Consider the following 16,274-nt stretch of genomic DNA (forward strand, 5'->3'; position numbering starts at 1 on the left):
CCGCCGCCGCCCAGGCCGCCGCGCCGGAAGTCGCTTCCGTGACCGCCAAGACGGTGAAGGCCGCCGAGCCGAAGACCGCCTCGACCACGGCGACCGCCGTCGCCGCCGCGGTGGCCGAGGCCGCCGCCGAACCGGCCCACGGCCCGGTCGTCGCCTCGGCCCACGCCGCGACGACGGGCGAGGGTTCGACCCAGGGCGGCGCCCAGGACCAGGCCAACGCCCAGGGCTCGCCCCTGAAGGAGGCCGCGCCGATCGTCGCCCAGGCCGACGCCCCGGCGACCGGCCCGACCTTCGTGGCCCCCGGCACCGCCGCCGCCCCGGCCCCGGTCGTCGCCGCCCAGCTGCCCAAGGCCGGCCCCGAGACGGTCAGCCACCTGACGACCGAGATCGCCAGCAAGGCGGTGGTCGGCAAGACCAGCCGCTTCGACGTGGTGCTGCAGCCGGAAGGCCTGGGCCGCGTCGACGTGCGCATCGAGATCGCCAAGGACGGCAAGCTGACCGCCGCCCTGAACTTCGACAACCCGGCCGCCGCCGCCGACATGCGCGGCAAGTCGGGCGAGCTGCGCCAGGCCCTGGCCGCGGCCGGCTTCAACGTCGCCGACAACGCCTTGAGCTTCGACAGCTCGAGCCAGAACCAGAGCGGTCAGAGCCAGAACGCCTTCTTCAACTTCCAGAACCAGCAGGGCGGCGACGGCCGTCAGGCCTTCCACGGCCGCGCCTTCCAATCGGCCCTGGCTGAAGACATCCCGCTCGCCCCGTCCGCCCTGCTGCCCGGCCTCCGCGTCGCCGAGGCCAGCGGCGTCGACGTCAGAATCTAGGAGAGCCGCCCATGGTCGCCGCCACCAGCAGCACCGGCACTAGCATCACGGACAAGATCAACAACTCGCGGAACTCGCTCGCCAACAACGAGCAGACGTTCCTCAAGCTGCTGACCACCCAGCTGAAGAACCAGGATCCGCTGTCGCCCACCGACACGACCCAGATGACCAGCCAGATCACCCAGATGACGGGGGTCGAGCAGCAGCTGGTGACCAACGACCTGCTGACGGCCCTGGTGGGCATGAACACCAGCGGCGGCATCAGCGACGCCGTGAACCTGATGGGCAAGCAGGTGACCGCCGAGACCGACAAGTCGGTGCTCAAGGACGGCAAGGCGACCTGGAGCTACACCCAGAGCCGCTCGGCCACCGGGGTCAAGATCGAGGTCATCGACAAGTTCGGCAAGACCATCCGCACCCAGCTGCCGGACGACATGTCGGGCGGCGACCACACCTTCGAGTGGGACGGCAAGAGCGACGACGGCACGGTGCAGCCGGCCGGCGGCGCCTACACCATCAAGGTCACGGCGACCGACCCCGAGGGCTCGAACATCACCACGACCTCGAAGGGCCGCATCGACGGCATCGTCACCAAGGTCACCAACGAGAGCGGTCAGAACATGGTCTGGATCGGCGACACCAAGGTGCCGATCGACTCCGTGATCGGCGTCACCGACGCGCCGGCCGCCAGCAGCTAGGCCGACCAACAAGATGATCGGGCGTCAGAATGACGCCTCTGGGACCCCCGCGGGGGTCCGAACGCAAACCGCGCTGAACCCTCAAACCCTTTCCGTTTTGAATTTCATCGCAGGATCACAGTCATGAGCATCAACAGCGCCATGCTCGCCGGGGTTTCCGGCCTGATCTCGAACTCGTCGGCCCTGGCCGCGATCTCGGACAACATCGCCAACGTCAACACCGTCGGCTACAAGCGCAGCTCGGCCAACTTCTCGACGCTGGTCACCTCGCAGAGCAAGAACGCCACCTACAGCGCCGGCGGCGTGAAGGCCCAGACCCACCAGTTCGTCAGCCAGCAGGGCCTGACCCAGGCCACGACCTCGAACCTGGACCTGTCGATCGCGGGCTCGGGCTTCTTCGTCGGCACCGAGAAGCCGGAAGGCCTGACCGCCACCGACACCCGCTCGTTCACCCGCGCCGGCTCGTTCCAGCTGGACAACCTGGGCTACCTGCGCAACGACGCCGGCCTCTACCTGCAGGGCTGGCTGGCCGATCCGGTGACGGGCACGATAACGCCCGACCCCTCGGACCTGACCCAGTTGTCGTCGATCAACGTCGGCACCGTCGGCGGCACCGCCGAGAAGACCACCCGCGTCGGCGTCAACGCCAACCTGCGCTCGGAACAGCCGGTCTCGGCCGCGGCCAACGCCGTGTCGACCAAGACCGCCCTGGTCGACAGCAGCGGCGCGACCAACAACTACTCGATCTACTACAGCCCGACCGGCAACGGTAACGAGTACGCCGTCGAGATCCGCCAGGCCGGCGTCGCCGTCGCCAAGGGCGTCAACACCTACGACCCGATCACCGGCCTGCTGACGGGCACCACCCTGCCGGGCACCGCGCCGAACGTGCAGATCGCCGCCGGCCCGCCCGCGGTGACCCTGACCCAGACCCAACTGGGCCTGAACAACAAGACCGACGCGGTCAACAGCGGCGCCTACGACCCGGCGACCCGCTCGATGTCGGACTACGCCGAAGACCCGACCACGGGCGTCAAGCCGGACTTCGAGATCCAGATCCCGGTCTCGGACTCCAAGGGCGGCCAGCGCACCGTCACCCTGTCGCTGCTGAAGGGCCCCGGCCCCAACGAGTGGTTCGCCGAACTGCGCGCCAAGCCGGGCGACCTGGACAACAACACCAACGGCCTGATCAGCTCGGGCAAGGTCACCTTCACCACCGACGGGAAGCTGGCTTCGGTCGGCAACCTGTTCGGCGGCGTCACCCCGACCGCCATCAACATCGGCGCGTCCGACCCGGCCGTGACCAACCTGGCGCCGCCCGCCGTGACCCCGCCGCGCTGGGCCGACGGCCTGGGCATCGACGCCCAGGACATCCAGATCGACCTGGCCAGCGCCGCCGGCGGCCTGACCCAGTACAACAGCCAGTCGGTGGTCCAGTCGGTGAACACCAACGGCACGGCCTTCGGCAACCTGACCAACATCGAGGTCGACGACCAGGGCTACGTCTCGGCGATCTTCGACAACGGCGTCACGCGCCGGATCGCACAGGTTGCGATCGCCACGTTCTCGAACCCCAACGGATTGAAGGGGGTGAACGGAAATGCATATCGCGTCACCAACGAAAGCGGCACCTATAGCTTGAAGACTCCGGGACAGGGTGGAGCGGGCGTGATTGCTCCGTCCACGCTGGAAGCTTCGACGGTCGACCTGTCGACCGAGTTCACGGGGTTGATCACGACGCAAAGAGCCTATTCGGCTTCGTCGAAGATCATCACCACCGCTGACCAGATGCTAGAAGAGCTTCTGAGCATTAAGCGGTAATTACAGGTCTTAACTGACCTTAATTACCCTGTGTCACATTGATACATCACAGGAGTAGGGAGAAAGCCTCGTGTTTCAGTCTTTCTTTACTATTGGAATTAAGCGCCTGTTATTTCCCGGCGCGTATGTTCCTCTCCAACAGTGATGGTTGTGGGAAAGGCGTAAAGCCATGTTGCAGCAGCAGCGCACGAACAGCCGGGGTGAGAAGTACGTGATCGGTCCGACCGGCGCGCCGCTGACTCTCTCCGACTTGCCGCCTCCGGAAACCCAGCGTTGGGTGATCCGGCGCAAGGCCGAGGTGGTGGCCGCCGTCCGCGGTGGTCTCCTCTCGCTCGACGAGGCGTGCGATCGGTACAAGTTGACCAACGAGGAATTCCTCGCCTGGCAACAATCGATCGACCGTCACGGCCTGGCGGGTCTTCGGACCACGCGGCTTCAGCAGTACCGCTAGTCGGCGGGCGTTGAAGCGTAAGGGAACGCCGGGGTTTCACCCCTCCGGCGAGCCCAGTTGTACAGATCGGCGGCCGCGTTCCCCTGGGACGCGGCCGCGACCTTTTGGCGCCCCCGCCACCCCCTTGGCGCCCCCTTTTGTAAACGACCCGTTTACCTTGCACTGGGTAAATCCTGCCTAGCGACGGCGTGCTCCGGCGCGTGTGGCTAAGCGTCCTCGTCGGGAGGCCGTTCAGGGTTTGGGGCGTAGGTTGGACAAGTTCCTCGGTGCGATTCAACGATTTGGCGTCGGTCGTCTGGCCGCCCTGATTGGCGTCGCCGCGGGCGCGATCGCCGTGATCGCCGCCGTGATGATGATGATGAGCAAGCAGCCCAACGAGCTGCTGCTGTCGAACGTCGACCCCAAGGAATCCGCCGCCGCCACCGCCGCCCTCGACCAGGCGGGCATCAAGTACGAGACCAAGGCCGACGGCGCGACGATCTATGTCGCCCGCGACAAGGTCAATTCCGCCCGCCAGCTGATCTTCACCAAGGGTCTCGTGACCTCGGGCTCGGTCGGCTACGAAATCTTCGACACCTCCAGCGCCCTGGGCCAGACCGACTTCGTCCAGCAGCTGAACCGCCAGCGCGCCCTGCAGGGCGAGCTGGAGCGCACCATCCAGGGCTGGGACGGCGTGCGCGCCGCCCGCGTCCACCTGGTGATCCCCAAGCGTCAGCTGTTCGAGGAAGACGCCGAGAAGCCGACCGCCGCCGTCACCATCAGCATGGGCCGCGAACCGTCGGCCGACATGGTCCGCGCTGTCCAGAACCTGGTGGCCGGTTCGGTCGCCGGCATGAAGCCCGACGCCGTCAACGTCATCGACCAGCACGGCAAGACCCTGTCGGCCGGCAGCGACGAGAGCCTGGCCGGCAAGCTGGCCCAGGACGCCAAGAGCGAGGCCGAGGCCCGCATCGCCAAGACGGTCAAGGACATGATCGACGGCGTGCTGGGCCCGGGCAAGGCGCGCGTCAACGTCACCGCCGACCTCGACCTGAACCGCGTCACCACCCAGGAGCGCAAGTTCGATCCGGACGGCCAGGTCATCCGCTCGGAAAGCACCAACGCCAACGACGCCAGCGAGACCAAGAACGACGACACCGGCGGCGTCACCTCGACCCAGAACATCCCGGGCCAGACCCCGAACGGCTTCCAGCCGCTGGGCTCCAAGTCCAACAGCAACGAGAGCGTCACCAACTACGAGATCTCGGAAAGCACCACGACCACCGTCCAGGAGCCGGGCAAGGTCCGCAAGGTCGCCGTGGCCGTGGCCGTCGACGGGATCGTCGCCCCTCCGGGCAAGGACGGCAAGCCGGGCGCCTACACCCCGCGCACCGCCGCCGAGATGGCCCAGCTGGAGCAGCTGGTGAAGACCGCGGTCGGCTTCGACGCCTCGCGCGGCGACCAGGTCTCGGTGGTCAACGTCCGCTTCCCGCAGCCCGAGGACCAGGGCCTGGGCAAGGCCGGCCTGCTGGACGGCATGGACAAGAACGACCTGATGCGCATCGCCGAGCTGGGCGTGCTGGCGGTCGTCGCCCTGCTGATCCTGCTGTTCGCGGTCCGCCCGTTCCTGAAGAGCCTGATGAGCCCGCCGCCGACCCCGCTGGGCATGGCCCTGGCCACGCCGCAGGTGACCCGCATGGTCACCCTGTCGGACGGCACCACGCAGGAAGTCGTCATCGACCAGTCGGGCGAGGCCATCGCCATCGCCGGCCCGGTCAGCGACATGGACCAGCGCATCGACATCGCCAAGATCGAGGGCCAGGTGAAGGCCTCGTCGATCAAGCGGGTCTCCGAGTTCGTCGAAAAGCACCCCGAGGAATCCGTCGCGATCCTCCGCTCCTGGCTGCACGAGTCGGAGTAAGCGATGAAGACCTCCGTCAACGACGTGAAGAAACTCGCCGGGCCGGAAAAGGCCGCGATCGTGCTGCTCGCCCTGGGCGAAGAGCACACCGCGATCTGGGAAGCCCTGGACGACGAAGAGATCAAGGAAGTCTCCCAGGCCATGGCCGGCCTGGGCACGGTCTCGGCCTCGGTCGTGGAAGAGCTGCTGGTCGAGTTCGTCTCGGGCATGAGCTCGACCGGCGCGATCATGGGCTCCTACGAGCAGACCCAGCGCCTGCTGGCGTCGTTCATGCCGCAGGAGAAGGTCGACCAGCTCATGGAAGAGATCCGCGGTCCCGCGGGTCGGACCATGTGGGACAAGCTGGGCAACGTGAACGAGGCGGTGCTCGCCAACTACCTGAAGAACGAATACCCGCAGACCGTCGCGGTGGTGCTGTCGAAGGTGAAGAGCGACCACGCCGCGCGCGTGCTGGCCTCGCTGCCGGAGGACTTCGCCCTGGAATGCGTCACCCGCATGCTGCGGATGGAGCCGGTCCAGCGCGAGATCCTCGACAAGATCGAGCAGACCCTGCGCACCGAATTCATGTCGAACCTGGCGCGCACGTCCAAGCGCGACAGCCACGAGATGATGGCCGAGATCTTCAACAACTTCGACCGCCAGACCGAGGCCCGCTTCATCGCCGCCCTGGAAGAGCGCAACCGCGAGGCGGCCGAGCGCATCCGCGCCCTGATGTTCGTGTTCGAGGACCTGTCGAAGCTGGATCCGGGCGGCGTCCAGACCCTGCTGCGCGCCACCGGCAAGGAGCAGCTGGCCCTGGCCCTGAAGGGCGCCTCGGACAAGCTGCGCGAGATGTTCTTCTCGAACATGTCGGAACGCGCTTCGAAGATCATGCGCGAGGACATGGAAAGCATGGGCCCGGTCCGCCTGAAGGACGTCGACCAGGCCCAGGTCGCCATGGTGCAGGTCGCCAAGGACCTGGCCGCCAAGGGCGAGATCATGCTGGCCGGCGCCGGCGCCGAAGACGAACTGATCTACTAGGGGGATGGCTGAATGACCGACATGACCCCCCGCCGCTTCACCTTCGACACCGTGTTCGACGACCACGGCGGCATGACCGCGCCGGCGCGGGTGAAGAAGAACTTCACGCTGGAGGAGCTGGAGGCCGCCAAGGCCGAGGCCTACGCCGCCGGCGAGCAGTCGGCCGTCGCCCAGTCCGAGCGCGAGGCCGCCATGGCCCTGAACGCGATCGGCCAGGCGATCCACGGCGCCTTCTCGACCCTGACGGCCGTGGCCCACGAGCACCGCGAGGGCTCGGCGATGCTGGCCCTGGCCTGCGGCCGGGCCATCGCCGACGCGGCGCTGGACCAGTTCCCGGCCCAACCCGCCCAGGCGGCCCTGACGGCCCTGGCCCGCGAGGTCGAGGCCAGCCCGAAGCTGACCGTGCGGGTCGCCCCGCACCTGGTCGAGCGCACCCAGGCCGCCCTGGAGCAGACCGCCAACGCCATCGGCTTCCCCGGCCAGATCCTGGCCCGCGCCGACGCCCACCTGCCGGCCGCCGCCTTCGTCCTCGACTGGGGCGACGGCCGCGCGGCCTTCGACCCGACCGACGCGGCCGCCCGCGTCACCCAGGCCCTGGAAGCCGCGATCGCGGCCGAAGGGCTCCACGCCGAACCCCTTCTGCCTAGCGAAAGCTGACCGCCATGTCCGAAGACAACCTCACCCTCGACGAATTCGGCGGCACGATGCTGGCCTCCGAGATGCCGGTCGAACTCAGCGACAAGATCGCGTCCGACCTGGCGCCGGTCTTCGACGTGCCGGTCAACATCTCGGCCGTGCTGGGCCGGGCCCACATGTCGGTGGCCCAGCTGCTGCAGCTGTCGGCCGGCTCGATCCTCGAGCTGGACCGCAAGGTCGGCGAGGCGATCGACATCTATGTGAACAACCGCCTGGTGGCGCGCGGCGAGGTCGTCGTCGTCGACGAACGGCTGGGCGTGACCATGACGGAAATCATCAAGGACGGCGACGCCGCCGGCTGACCGTCGGCGACGTCGAGTACCGCTTAACCAGTTGAACTGCCGGGGCGGCATAGCCCCAACGGAGATAGAACGATGCGCCTCCTGGTCGTCGGAAAACTGAACGGACAGCTCTCGGTCGCCGTGAAGATGGCGATGAACACCGGGGCCAAGGTCTCGCACGTCGAGACCACGGAAGCGGCGACCCACGCGCTGCGGGCCGGGCAGGGCGCGGACCTGATGATGGTCGAGTACACGCTCGACATCGCGGGCCTGATCGCCACCAACGAGTCCGAGCGGATCCGGGTGCCGGTGGTGGCCTGCGGCGTCGACGCCGACCCGATGCGGGCCGCCGCGGCGATCAAGGCCGGGGCCAAGGAGTTCATCCCGCTGCCGCCGGACGCCGAGCTGATCGCCGCCGTCCTGGCCGCCGTCACCGACGACAACCGCCCGATGATCGTCCGCGATCCGGCGATGGAGAACGTCATCCGCCTGGCCGACCAGGTGGCCCCGTCGGAAGCCTCGATCCTGATCACCGGCGAAAGCGGTTCGGGTAAGGAAGTGATGGCCCGCTACGTCCACGCCAAGTCGCGTCGGTCGAAGGCCCCCTTCATTTCGGTCAACTGCGCCGCCATCCCCGAGAACCTGCTGGAAAGCGAGCTGTTCGGCCACGAGAAGGGCGCCTTCACCGGCGCCGTGGCCCGCCGGGTCGGCAAGTTCGAGGAAGCCAACGGCGGCACCCTGCTGCTGGACGAAATCAGCGAGATGGACGCCCGCCTGCAGGCCAAGCTGCTGCGCGCCATCCAGGAGCGCGAGATCGACCGCGTCGGCGGCCAGAAGCCGGTCAAGGTCGACATCCGCATCCTGGCCACCTCCAACCGCGACCTGGCCCAGGCCGTGAAGGACGGCACGTTCCGCGAGGACCTGCTCTACCGCCTGAACGTCGTGAACCTGCGTCTGCCGCCGCTGCGCGAGCGCCCGGGCGACGTCATCACCCTGTGCGAGCACTTCGTGAAGAAGTACTCGGCCGCCAACGGCATGCCGGAAAAGCCGATCTCGGCCGAGGCCAAGCGCCGGCTGATCGCCCACCGCTGGCCGGGCAACGTCCGCGAGCTGGAAAACGCCATGCACCGCGCGGTGCTGCTGTCGCCGGGCGCCGAGATCGAGGAATTCGCCATCCGCCTGCCCGACGGCCAGCCCCTGGCCCCGGCGCCGGACGTGGCGGTGGCCCGCGGCGCCCAGATGGCCGCCGACGCCGTGTCGCGCACCTTCGTCGGCTCGACCGTCGCCGAGGTCGAGCAGCAGCTGATCATCGACACCCTGGAGCACTGCCTGGGCAACCGCACCCACGCGGCCAACATCCTGGGCATCTCGATCCGCACCCTGCGCAACAAGCTGAAGGAATATTCCGACGCCGGCGTCCCGGTGCCGCCGCCGCAAGGCGGCGTCGCCGCCGCCTAATGGAAAGTCTTGGGCGGGGTGGCCGCGGCCTGATCTGGATGAACTCCGTTCGGGGGCCGCGACCATCGGTCCGGCGCCCGACATGGCTAATTTCGATTAAGACCCTGGCGGGTTCGCGCAAATCGCTTCATCGCGGATTCAAGCTCCACTACGGGATCTAGGATTTGAATGGCTGACGCCGCCGTCCCCAAGGCCGCAACCTCCATCCCCAGCCCCAAGGCGCTGTGGGAAGGGATCCTGCGCGGCGAAATGGGACTGGCCCTGGGCGTCGTGGGCATCATCGTCCTGCTGATCATCCCGGTCCCGCCGATGCTGCTGGACCTGCTGCTGGCCATTTCGGTGACGGGCTCGGTCCTGATCCTGATGACGGCGGTGCTGATCAAGAAGCCGCTGGAATTCACCTCGTTCCCGACCGTCCTGCTGGTCGCGACCCTCTATCGCCTGGGCCTGAACGTGGCCTCCACGCGCCTGATCCTCGGCCATGGCCAGGAAGGCTCGCACGGGGCCGGCGCGGTCATCGCCGCCTTCGGCAACCTGATGATGCAGGGCAACTTCGTCATCGGGGTGATCGTCTTCATCATCCTGGTGGTGGTGAACTTCATGGTCGTCACCAAGGGTTCGGGCCGGATCGCGGAAGTCGCGGCCCGCTTCACCCTGGACGCCATGCCCGGCAAGCAGATGGCCATCGACGCCGACCTGTCGACCGGCCTGATCGACCAGGACACCGCCAAACAGCGCCGCAAGGACCTGGAGGCGGAATCGACCTTCTTCGGGGCCATGGACGGCGCCAGCAAGTTCGTGAAGGGCGACGCGGTCGCCGGCCTGATCATCACCGGCATCAACATCGTCGGCGGCATCCTGATCGGCGTCGTCCAGCACAAGATGCCGATCGGCGAGGCCTCGGCCTCCTACACCATCATGACCATCGGCGACGGCCTGGTCAGCCAGATCCCGGCCCTGATCATCTCGATCGCCGCCGGCATGGTCGTGTCCAAGGCCGGCGTCGAGGGCAGCGCCAACAAGGCCCTGACCACCCAGCTGGCCATGAACCCGGTCGCCCTGGGCATGGTCTCGGCCTCGGCCGGGGTGATCGCGCTGATCCCGGGCATGCCGATCATCCCGTTCGCGGCCCTGGCCGCCGGGGCCGGCTTCCTGGCCTATCGCCGCGCGACCAAGGCCAAGGAGCCCGAGCCCCTGAGCCCGGCCGAGCTGGAAGCCGCCGCCGCGGCGGCCGAGCCCGAGGAGGAGCCGATCAGCGCCTCCCTGGCCATCGACGACGTCAAGATCGAGCTGGGCTACGGCCTGCTGACCCTGATCAACGACCTGGACGGCCGCAAGCTGACCGACCAGATCCGCGCCCTGCGCAAGACCCTGGCCACCGAGTTCGGCTTCGTCATGCCGCCGGTCCGCATCCTGGACAACATGCGCCTGGCCAACCAGGGCTACGCCATCCGGATCAAGGAGATGGAGGCCGGGACCGGCGAGGTGCGCCTGGGCTGCCTGATGGCCATGGACCCGCGCGGCGGCCAGGTGGAGCTGCCCGGCGAGCACGTGCGCGAGCCGGCCTTCGGCCTGCCCGCCACCTGGGTCGAGGAGGCCATGCGCGAGGAGGCCACCTTCCGCGGCTACACCATCGTCGATCCGGCCACCGTGCTGACCACGCACCTGACCGAGATCCTCAAGGAGAACATGGCCGACCTGCTCTCCTACGCCGAGGTGCAGAAGCTGCTGAAGGAGCTGCCCGAGGGGCAGAAGAAGCTGGTCGACGACCTGATCCCCTCGGTGGTCAGCGCCACGACCATCCAGCGCGTCCTGCAGGCCCTGCTGAAGGAGCGCGTGTCGATCCGCGACCTGCCGCAGATCCTGGAGGGCATCGGCGAGGCCGCGCCGCACACCGGCTCGGTGGTGCAGCTGACCGAGCAGGTCCGCGCCCGCATCGGCCGTCAGCTGTGCTGGGCCAACCGCGGCGAGGACGGCGCCCTGCCGATCATCACCCTGTCGGCCGAATGGGAGCAGGCTTTCGCCGAGGCCCTGGTCGGTCCGGGCGAGGACAAGCAACTGGCCCTGGCCCCCTCGCGCCTGCAGGACTTCATCCGCGGCGTGCGCGACGCCTTCGACCGCGCCGCCATGGCCGGCGACAGCGCGGTGCTGCTGACCAGCCCCGGCGTGCGGCCCTATGTCCGCTCGATCATCGAGCGCTTCCGCGGCCAGACCGTGGTGATGAGCCAGAACGAGATCCACCCCCGCGCCCGCCTGCGCACCGTGGGGATGGTCTAGGCAAGGCCGGGGACATGCGCTTGCGCGTGTCCCCAACAGGAAGCGCTGCGCCAGACTTGGGGGCACGCACAAGTGCATGTCACCGGCCGCCCGTGTCGCGAGCCGCCCTCAGGCCTTTCGCCCAGAAATCGCCTGGAAACGCCCAGAAATGGTCACGGGTTGTTACTGACTATTTCGGAACCGTTGCCGATAGGTCGCGTTCGTTTTGCCAAGGCGGGGGCCTTCACGACGGAGCGCTACTGATGAAAACCAAGATCGCCATGTTCGCCGCCGCCGCGACTGTTTCGCTGGCCGGCGCCGCTTTCGCCCAATCGACGGCCCCGGCTCAGACGCCGCCCGCCGCGACCACCTCGACCACCACCACGACCACGGCTCCGGCCCAGTCGACCGCGCCGGCCGCCCCCGCGGCGACCACGGCTCCGGCCGGTCAGGCCGCGCCCGCCGCGGCCCTGCCGGGCGCGCCGACCCAATCGACCACCAGCAGCACGACCAGCACCACCAGCACCGCCGCCGACGCCGACGCGGCGGGCACGCCGTCCTCGGCCAACGTAGCCCTGGACCTGAAGGTCGGCTCCGAGGTCAAGGACCCCTCGGGCGCCGTCGTCGGCACGATCGCTGGCACCACCACGGGCGCGGACGGCGCCACCAACGTGGTCGTGACCAGCGGTGAGAAGAAGTTCGCCCTGCCCAAGGCCAGCTTCAGCGCGGCCGCCACCGGCGGCCTGCAGACCACGGCCACCAAGGCGCAGATCGACGCCACCCTGGCCGGCGCCAAGCCTCAATAGGCTAGCGTCGTCCCCAACGATCGTCGGCTGACGATCAGCGAGCCCGCTCGGCATTGCCGAGCGGGCTTCGCGCTGCTAGCGATGGGGTCAGTACCCGGCGGAGCTCCCGCTGACATGAGGGGTGTCGGATGGCTCCGGCCAGAAATTCCAGGACGAGTGGTTCGAGCGGTCTGTTCTGGGACCTGCTGACCTTCGACCGTCTCGTCACCGGGCCGGTGATCCACCTGATCTACTGGGCCGGCCTCGGGGTCGTGGCCCTGTTCGCGTTCTCGGTGGTGGGCGCGGCCGTCGGCCTGGCCCTGAAGGAGCCCGGCCTGCAATCGCTGCTGCTGGCCTTCCCCGTGCTGGTCGCGGGCCTGCTGGTGGCCGCCGCCATGGTGCTGCTGTGGCGCGCGTTCTGCGAGTTCTACGTCGCCATCTTCCGCATCAGCGAGGACCTGCGCGCCCTGCGCCAGGCCAGTGACGCCGACCACGCCGTGGCCTCCGTCACCCGCCCCCCGAGCTCGGCGCCGGCTCCCAAGCCTGCGACCGAATAACGCGGTATACGAAAATTCACCCTCAAGCTTGAGGGCAGGGGTCTTCCCCGGCGTCTAAGCGTCGAGGAGGCGTATTTCGTCTCCTGCTGGAGACGCATGTTGGCCGCTGATCAAGAACCCCACCTCGTCGACGTCCACGTGGGCGGCCGCATCCGCATGCGCCGCAAGGCCCTGGGCCTGAGCCAGACCCAGCTGGCCGACAGCGTGGGCATCACCTTCCAGCAGCTGCAGAAGTACGAGCGCGGGACCAACCGCGTCAGCGCCTCCAAGCTCTACGGCATGGCCGTGACCCTGCAGACCTCGGTCGCCTGGTTCTTCGAAGGCATGCCGCCGCTGGAGACCGATGACGGCGACCGCCGCGCCATGGCGGTGCGCCGCTTCATGGCCACCGAGGAGGGCGTGGAGCTGGCCTCGCTGGTGCCGCAGCTGCCGATGGCCCAGCGCCTGCAGATCCTGGCCCTGGCCAAGACCCTGAGCGTCGACAACGACGACGACCGCGCCGCGGGTTAGGCGCGGAACGCCGCGACCAGCGCCGCCGCGCCCGCCTTCGGCCGCCCGGCGTTGTCGAACACGGCCGGCGCGTCGCCGGCGTTCTCGGCCGTCAGCCACGAGTCGCGGTCGCGCAGGCCCCACAGGGTGAAGGCGAAGCGCTGGCGCTGCGGCAGGGCCATGAAGGCCTCGGCGGTCTCGGCGTAGACGGCGGTCTGGCGCCGCAGCAGCTCGCCGCGCGACAGCAGCTTATTCTCCGACCGGGTCAGCGAGACGTCCAGTTCCGACACGTGGATCGGTAGGCCTAGGCTCGCCAGCTCGCGGATCATGCGGGTGATCTTGCCGGGCGCGATGTCGGCCGCCACGTGCATCTGGGTCCCCAGGCCCGTCAGCGGCGCTCCCGAGGCCAGCAGCCGCTCGGCCAGCTTCAGGAAGGTGGCGCGCTTGGTGTCGTTGTATTCCAGATTGTAGTCGTTCAGCAGCAGGGTCGCCTGGGGATCGGCCTCCCGCGCGGTGCGATAGGCCAGGGCGATGTGCTCGAAGTCGCCCAGGCGCTCAGACCACAGGCTGCCCCGCCAGCCGTTCCCGTCCTCGGCCACCGCCTCGTTGACCACGTCCCAGCCGACCGCCAGGCCGCGATAGCGCTCGACCACGGCCAGGATGTAGTTGCGATAGGCGTCGGCGAAGCCGATGCGGTTCTCGTCCAGCCGCTGGAAGGCCTCGGGCGCCTGGGCGTACCAGATCAGGGTGTGGCCCAGCAGGCCCATGCCGTGGGCGCGGGCGAAGGCGGCGATGCGGTCGGGGGCGTCGAAGCGGAAGGAGCCGTCCGGCTGGACGATGTACTCCATCTTCATCTGCCACTCGGCGGTCAGCTGGCTGGCCTGGCGGGCGATCAGGGCCGCCAGGGCCGGGTCGTCCAGGTGCAGGGCCTGGACGCAGGTTCCGATCCGGAACGGGGCGACGGTCTTCAGCGGCGGCAGGTCGGCGGGGACGGACTGGCCCCCAGGGGACTGACCTTGCGCGTCCTTGGCGCCGCAGGCGGACAGGGCCAGGGCCGAGCCGACGACGGCGCGGCGGGAGTAGAGCCCGCTAGCGGCCACCGACCGCCGCCCGGCGCAGGCCCAGCTCGTCCAGGGCCGCGGTCTCCAGCTTGCCGACCAGCTTGGCTTTGGCGACTTTGGCGGCCTCGGCGACGTGCTCGTACTTCTTGAGGTTCTCGAAGGCGTGGGCCAGGGCGTCGCGGGCGCCGGCCTCCTCGATCAGGATCTGGTCGATTTCGAGCAGGGTCTGGTCGCGGCGGATCTTGGAGCCCTGGCGGAAGCCGATCATGTACCAGCCGGCCTCGACGTCGCCCTGGGCCTGCATGGCCTCCAGCTCGGACTCCGCGTCGATGGTGGCCACCTTCATCTCGGCCGCCTGGCGGCGCTCGACGATGTCGGCCAGCCGCTTCTGCAGGGTCTCGACCTCGTGGTTCGAGATGCGGATCAGGGAGTCGGCCCACTTGGTCATTACGCGGCTTCACTCTGCAGGATGTGGGCGAGGTGGCCGAAGCTGTCGTCGAGGCTGGTGGCCTCGTCGGGGCTCTGGCTGAGGAAGGCCTCGACGGCGGGGTTCAGGCGGATGGCGCGGTCGATGATCGGATCGGCCCCGGCGCGGTAGGCGCCGATGCGGATCAGTTCTTCCATGTTCGAATAGGCCGCCAGGCTCTGGCGGGCCATTTTGACCACCTCGCGCTCCTCCAGCGTCTGGCAGCCCGGCATGGTCCGCGAGATCGACTTCAGCACGTTGATGGCCGGGAATCGGCCGCGCTCGGCGATCGATCGCTCCATGACGATGTGGCCGTCCAGGATGCCTCGGGCGGCGTCGGCGATCGGCTCGTTGTGGTCGTCGCCGTCGACCAGCACCGTGAACAGGGCGGTGATCGGGGCGGCCGTGGTGCCGTCGGCGCGGATCGGACCGGGACCGGCCCGCTCCAGCAGCTTGGGCAGCTCGGTGAAGACGGTGGGGGTGTAGCCCTTGGTGGTCGGCGGTTCGCCGGCGGCCAGGCCGATCTCGCGCTGGGCCATGGCGAAGCGGGTGACCGAGTCCATCAGGCAGAGCACTTCCTGGTCCTGGTCGCGCAGGAACTCGGCGATGGCCAGGGTCATGTAGGCGGCCTGACGGCGGGTCAGGGCCGGTTCGTCCGAGGTGGCGACCACGACGATGGCGCGCTTGAGGCCTTCCTCGCCCAGGGTCTCCTCGATGAACTCGCGGACCTCGCGGCCCCGCTCGCCGATCAGGCCCACCACGACGGCGTCGCAGGTGGCTTCTTTGGCCAGCATCGACAGCAGCACCGACTTGCCCACGCCCGAGCCGGCGAAGATGCCCAGGCGCTGGCCGCGGCAGGTGGTGGTGAAGACGTTCATCGACCGCACGCCCAGGTCCAGGCGCTCGCCGACGCGGCCGCGGGCGTGGGCCGGCGGCGGCGGGGTCTTCAAGGGGTAGGGGACGTCGCCCTGGGGCAGCGGCCCCAGGCCGTCGATCGGCTCGCCGAAGGCGTTGATGATGCGGCCCAGCCAGGCCTTGGTCGGACGGACCACGGCGCCCTCGGGCATGATCTTGATCACCGCGCCGGGGGCCACGCCCTCGACGGGGCCGAACGGCATCAGCAGGGCGCGGGTTTCGCGGAAGCCGACGACCTCGGCCGGCAGGGTCGGCAGGTTCAGGCGCTCGATCTCGACCCGCGCGCCGACGGCGAGACGGGTCAGCCCGCCGCGCGCCTCGATCAGGAGGCCGTTCACGGCGGCGACGCGACCGAAGACGGTCAGCGGATCGATACGTTCGACGGCGGCGATCAGGCTACGCAAGCACAACTCCCGACGGCTCGAAGCCAAGCTTTGGGCCTCTCGCGTTAATGGGGAGTGAAGTAGAGGCTTATGGTTAATCGGCTCTTGAGGATTGTGGTTAGGCTGGGGCCTGCGTCGTTATGACCGACCCATATTCTGACCCGCTCATCCCGGCGAACGCCGGGACCCGGATCCCATGGCGGTGTGGCGGATTGGAAG

General features: G+C 68.7%; 16 protein-coding genes. 13 read left to right on the forward strand and 3 right to left on the reverse strand.

Going from position 1 to position 16,274, the window contains the following annotated elements; translation table 11 throughout:
- The 13 genes from WAE60_RS03005 to WAE60_RS03065 form a co-directional block, all read left to right on the forward strand.
- Positions 1–818: flagellar hook-length control protein FliK (locus tag WAE60_RS03005; RefSeq protein WP_337684904.1), on the forward strand; the 818-nt coding region annotated here is incomplete at its 5' end.
- A gap of 11 nt (positions 819–829) precedes the next feature.
- Entirely contained in the window at positions 830–1,516 is a 687-nt protein-coding gene (locus tag WAE60_RS03010) for a flagellar hook assembly protein FlgD (RefSeq protein ID WP_029914101.1), read from the forward strand.
- A 123-nt stretch (positions 1,517–1,639) separates the two neighbouring features.
- Positions 1,640–3,337 (forward strand): flagellar hook protein FlgE, encoded by a 1,698-nt coding sequence (gene flgE, locus WAE60_RS03015; RefSeq protein ID WP_029914099.1) that lies wholly within the window; start codon positions 1,640–1,642, stop codon positions 3,335–3,337.
- 169 nt (positions 3,338–3,506) lie between these two features.
- Positions 3,507–3,788 (forward strand): CtrA inhibitor SciP, encoded by a 282-nt coding sequence (sciP, locus tag WAE60_RS03020; protein WP_007675208.1) that lies wholly within the window; start codon positions 3,507–3,509, stop codon positions 3,786–3,788.
- 250 nt (positions 3,789–4,038) lie between these two features.
- Complete coding sequence (fliF, locus tag WAE60_RS03025) at positions 4,039–5,688, forward strand: flagellar basal-body MS-ring/collar protein FliF (RefSeq protein WP_337684922.1); 1,650 nt, start codon at positions 4,039–4,041, stop codon at positions 5,686–5,688.
- Between the two features lie 3 nt (positions 5,689–5,691).
- The gene (fliG, locus tag WAE60_RS03030) at positions 5,692–6,708 is read left to right on the forward strand and encodes a flagellar motor switch protein FliG (protein WP_029914092.1); all 1,017 of its coding nucleotides are present in this window, start codon (positions 5,692–5,694) and stop codon (positions 6,706–6,708) included.
- Between the two features lie 12 nt (positions 6,709–6,720).
- Entirely contained in the window at positions 6,721–7,365 is a 645-nt protein-coding gene (locus WAE60_RS03035) for a flagellar assembly protein FliH (protein ID WP_029914091.1), read from the forward strand.
- Between the two features lie 5 nt (positions 7,366–7,370).
- A complete protein-coding gene (gene fliN, locus WAE60_RS03040; protein WP_029914089.1) occupies positions 7,371–7,706 on the forward strand; it encodes a flagellar motor switch protein FliN in 336 nt (111 codons plus the stop codon).
- A gap of 72 nt (positions 7,707–7,778) precedes the next feature.
- The gene (locus tag WAE60_RS03045) at positions 7,779–9,143 is read left to right on the forward strand and encodes a sigma-54 dependent transcriptional regulator (RefSeq protein WP_029914088.1); all 1,365 of its coding nucleotides are present in this window, start codon (positions 7,779–7,781) and stop codon (positions 9,141–9,143) included.
- A gap of 168 nt (positions 9,144–9,311) precedes the next feature.
- On the forward strand, positions 9,312–11,420 hold the full coding sequence (flhA, locus tag WAE60_RS03050) for a flagellar biosynthesis protein FlhA (RefSeq protein ID WP_029914086.1): 2,109 nt from the start codon (positions 9,312–9,314) through the stop codon (positions 11,418–11,420).
- Positions 11,421–11,662: 242 nt separating this feature from the next.
- Positions 11,663–12,205, forward strand: a complete 543-nt coding sequence (locus WAE60_RS03055) for a hypothetical protein (protein WP_337684925.1) — start codon at positions 11,663–11,665, stop codon at positions 12,203–12,205.
- Between the two features lie 128 nt (positions 12,206–12,333).
- A complete protein-coding gene (locus WAE60_RS03060) occupies positions 12,334–12,741 on the forward strand; it encodes a DUF4282 domain-containing protein (RefSeq protein ID WP_029914083.1) in 408 nt (135 codons plus the stop codon).
- A gap of 96 nt (positions 12,742–12,837) precedes the next feature.
- Positions 12,838–13,251 carry a helix-turn-helix domain-containing protein gene (locus WAE60_RS03065; protein ID WP_035018555.1) on the forward strand — a complete coding sequence of 138 codons (414 nt, stop codon included), beginning with the start codon at positions 12,838–12,840 and terminating at the stop codon, positions 13,249–13,251.
- Here WAE60_RS03065 and WAE60_RS03070 read toward each other — a convergent pair.
- Genes WAE60_RS03070 through fliI form a run of 3 tightly spaced genes read right to left on the reverse strand, consistent with a single transcriptional unit; the run spans position 13,248 to position 16,076 of the window.
- Entirely contained in the window at positions 13,248–14,330 is a 1,083-nt protein-coding gene (locus WAE60_RS03070) for an endo-1,4-beta-xylanase (RefSeq protein WP_337684927.1), read from the reverse strand. The genes WAE60_RS03065 and WAE60_RS03070 overlap by 4 nt on opposite strands.
- Positions 14,320–14,739 (reverse strand): hypothetical protein, encoded by a 420-nt coding sequence (locus tag WAE60_RS03075; RefSeq protein WP_029914077.1) that lies wholly within the window; start codon positions 14,737–14,739, stop codon positions 14,320–14,322. Before WAE60_RS03075 ends, WAE60_RS03070 begins: the two co-directional genes overlap by 11 nt.
- Positions 14,739–16,076: a flagellar protein export ATPase FliI gene (gene fliI, locus WAE60_RS03080; RefSeq protein WP_029914075.1), complete on the reverse strand. Its 1,338-nt coding sequence runs from the start codon at positions 16,074–16,076 to the stop codon at positions 14,739–14,741. The genes WAE60_RS03075 and fliI overlap by 1 nt, the downstream gene beginning before the upstream one ends.
- Between the last annotated feature and the right edge of the window lie 198 nt (positions 16,077–16,274).

Source organism: Caulobacter sp. CCG-8 (assembly GCF_037402475.1).
Taxonomy (GTDB): domain Bacteria; phylum Pseudomonadota; class Alphaproteobacteria; order Caulobacterales; family Caulobacteraceae; genus Caulobacter.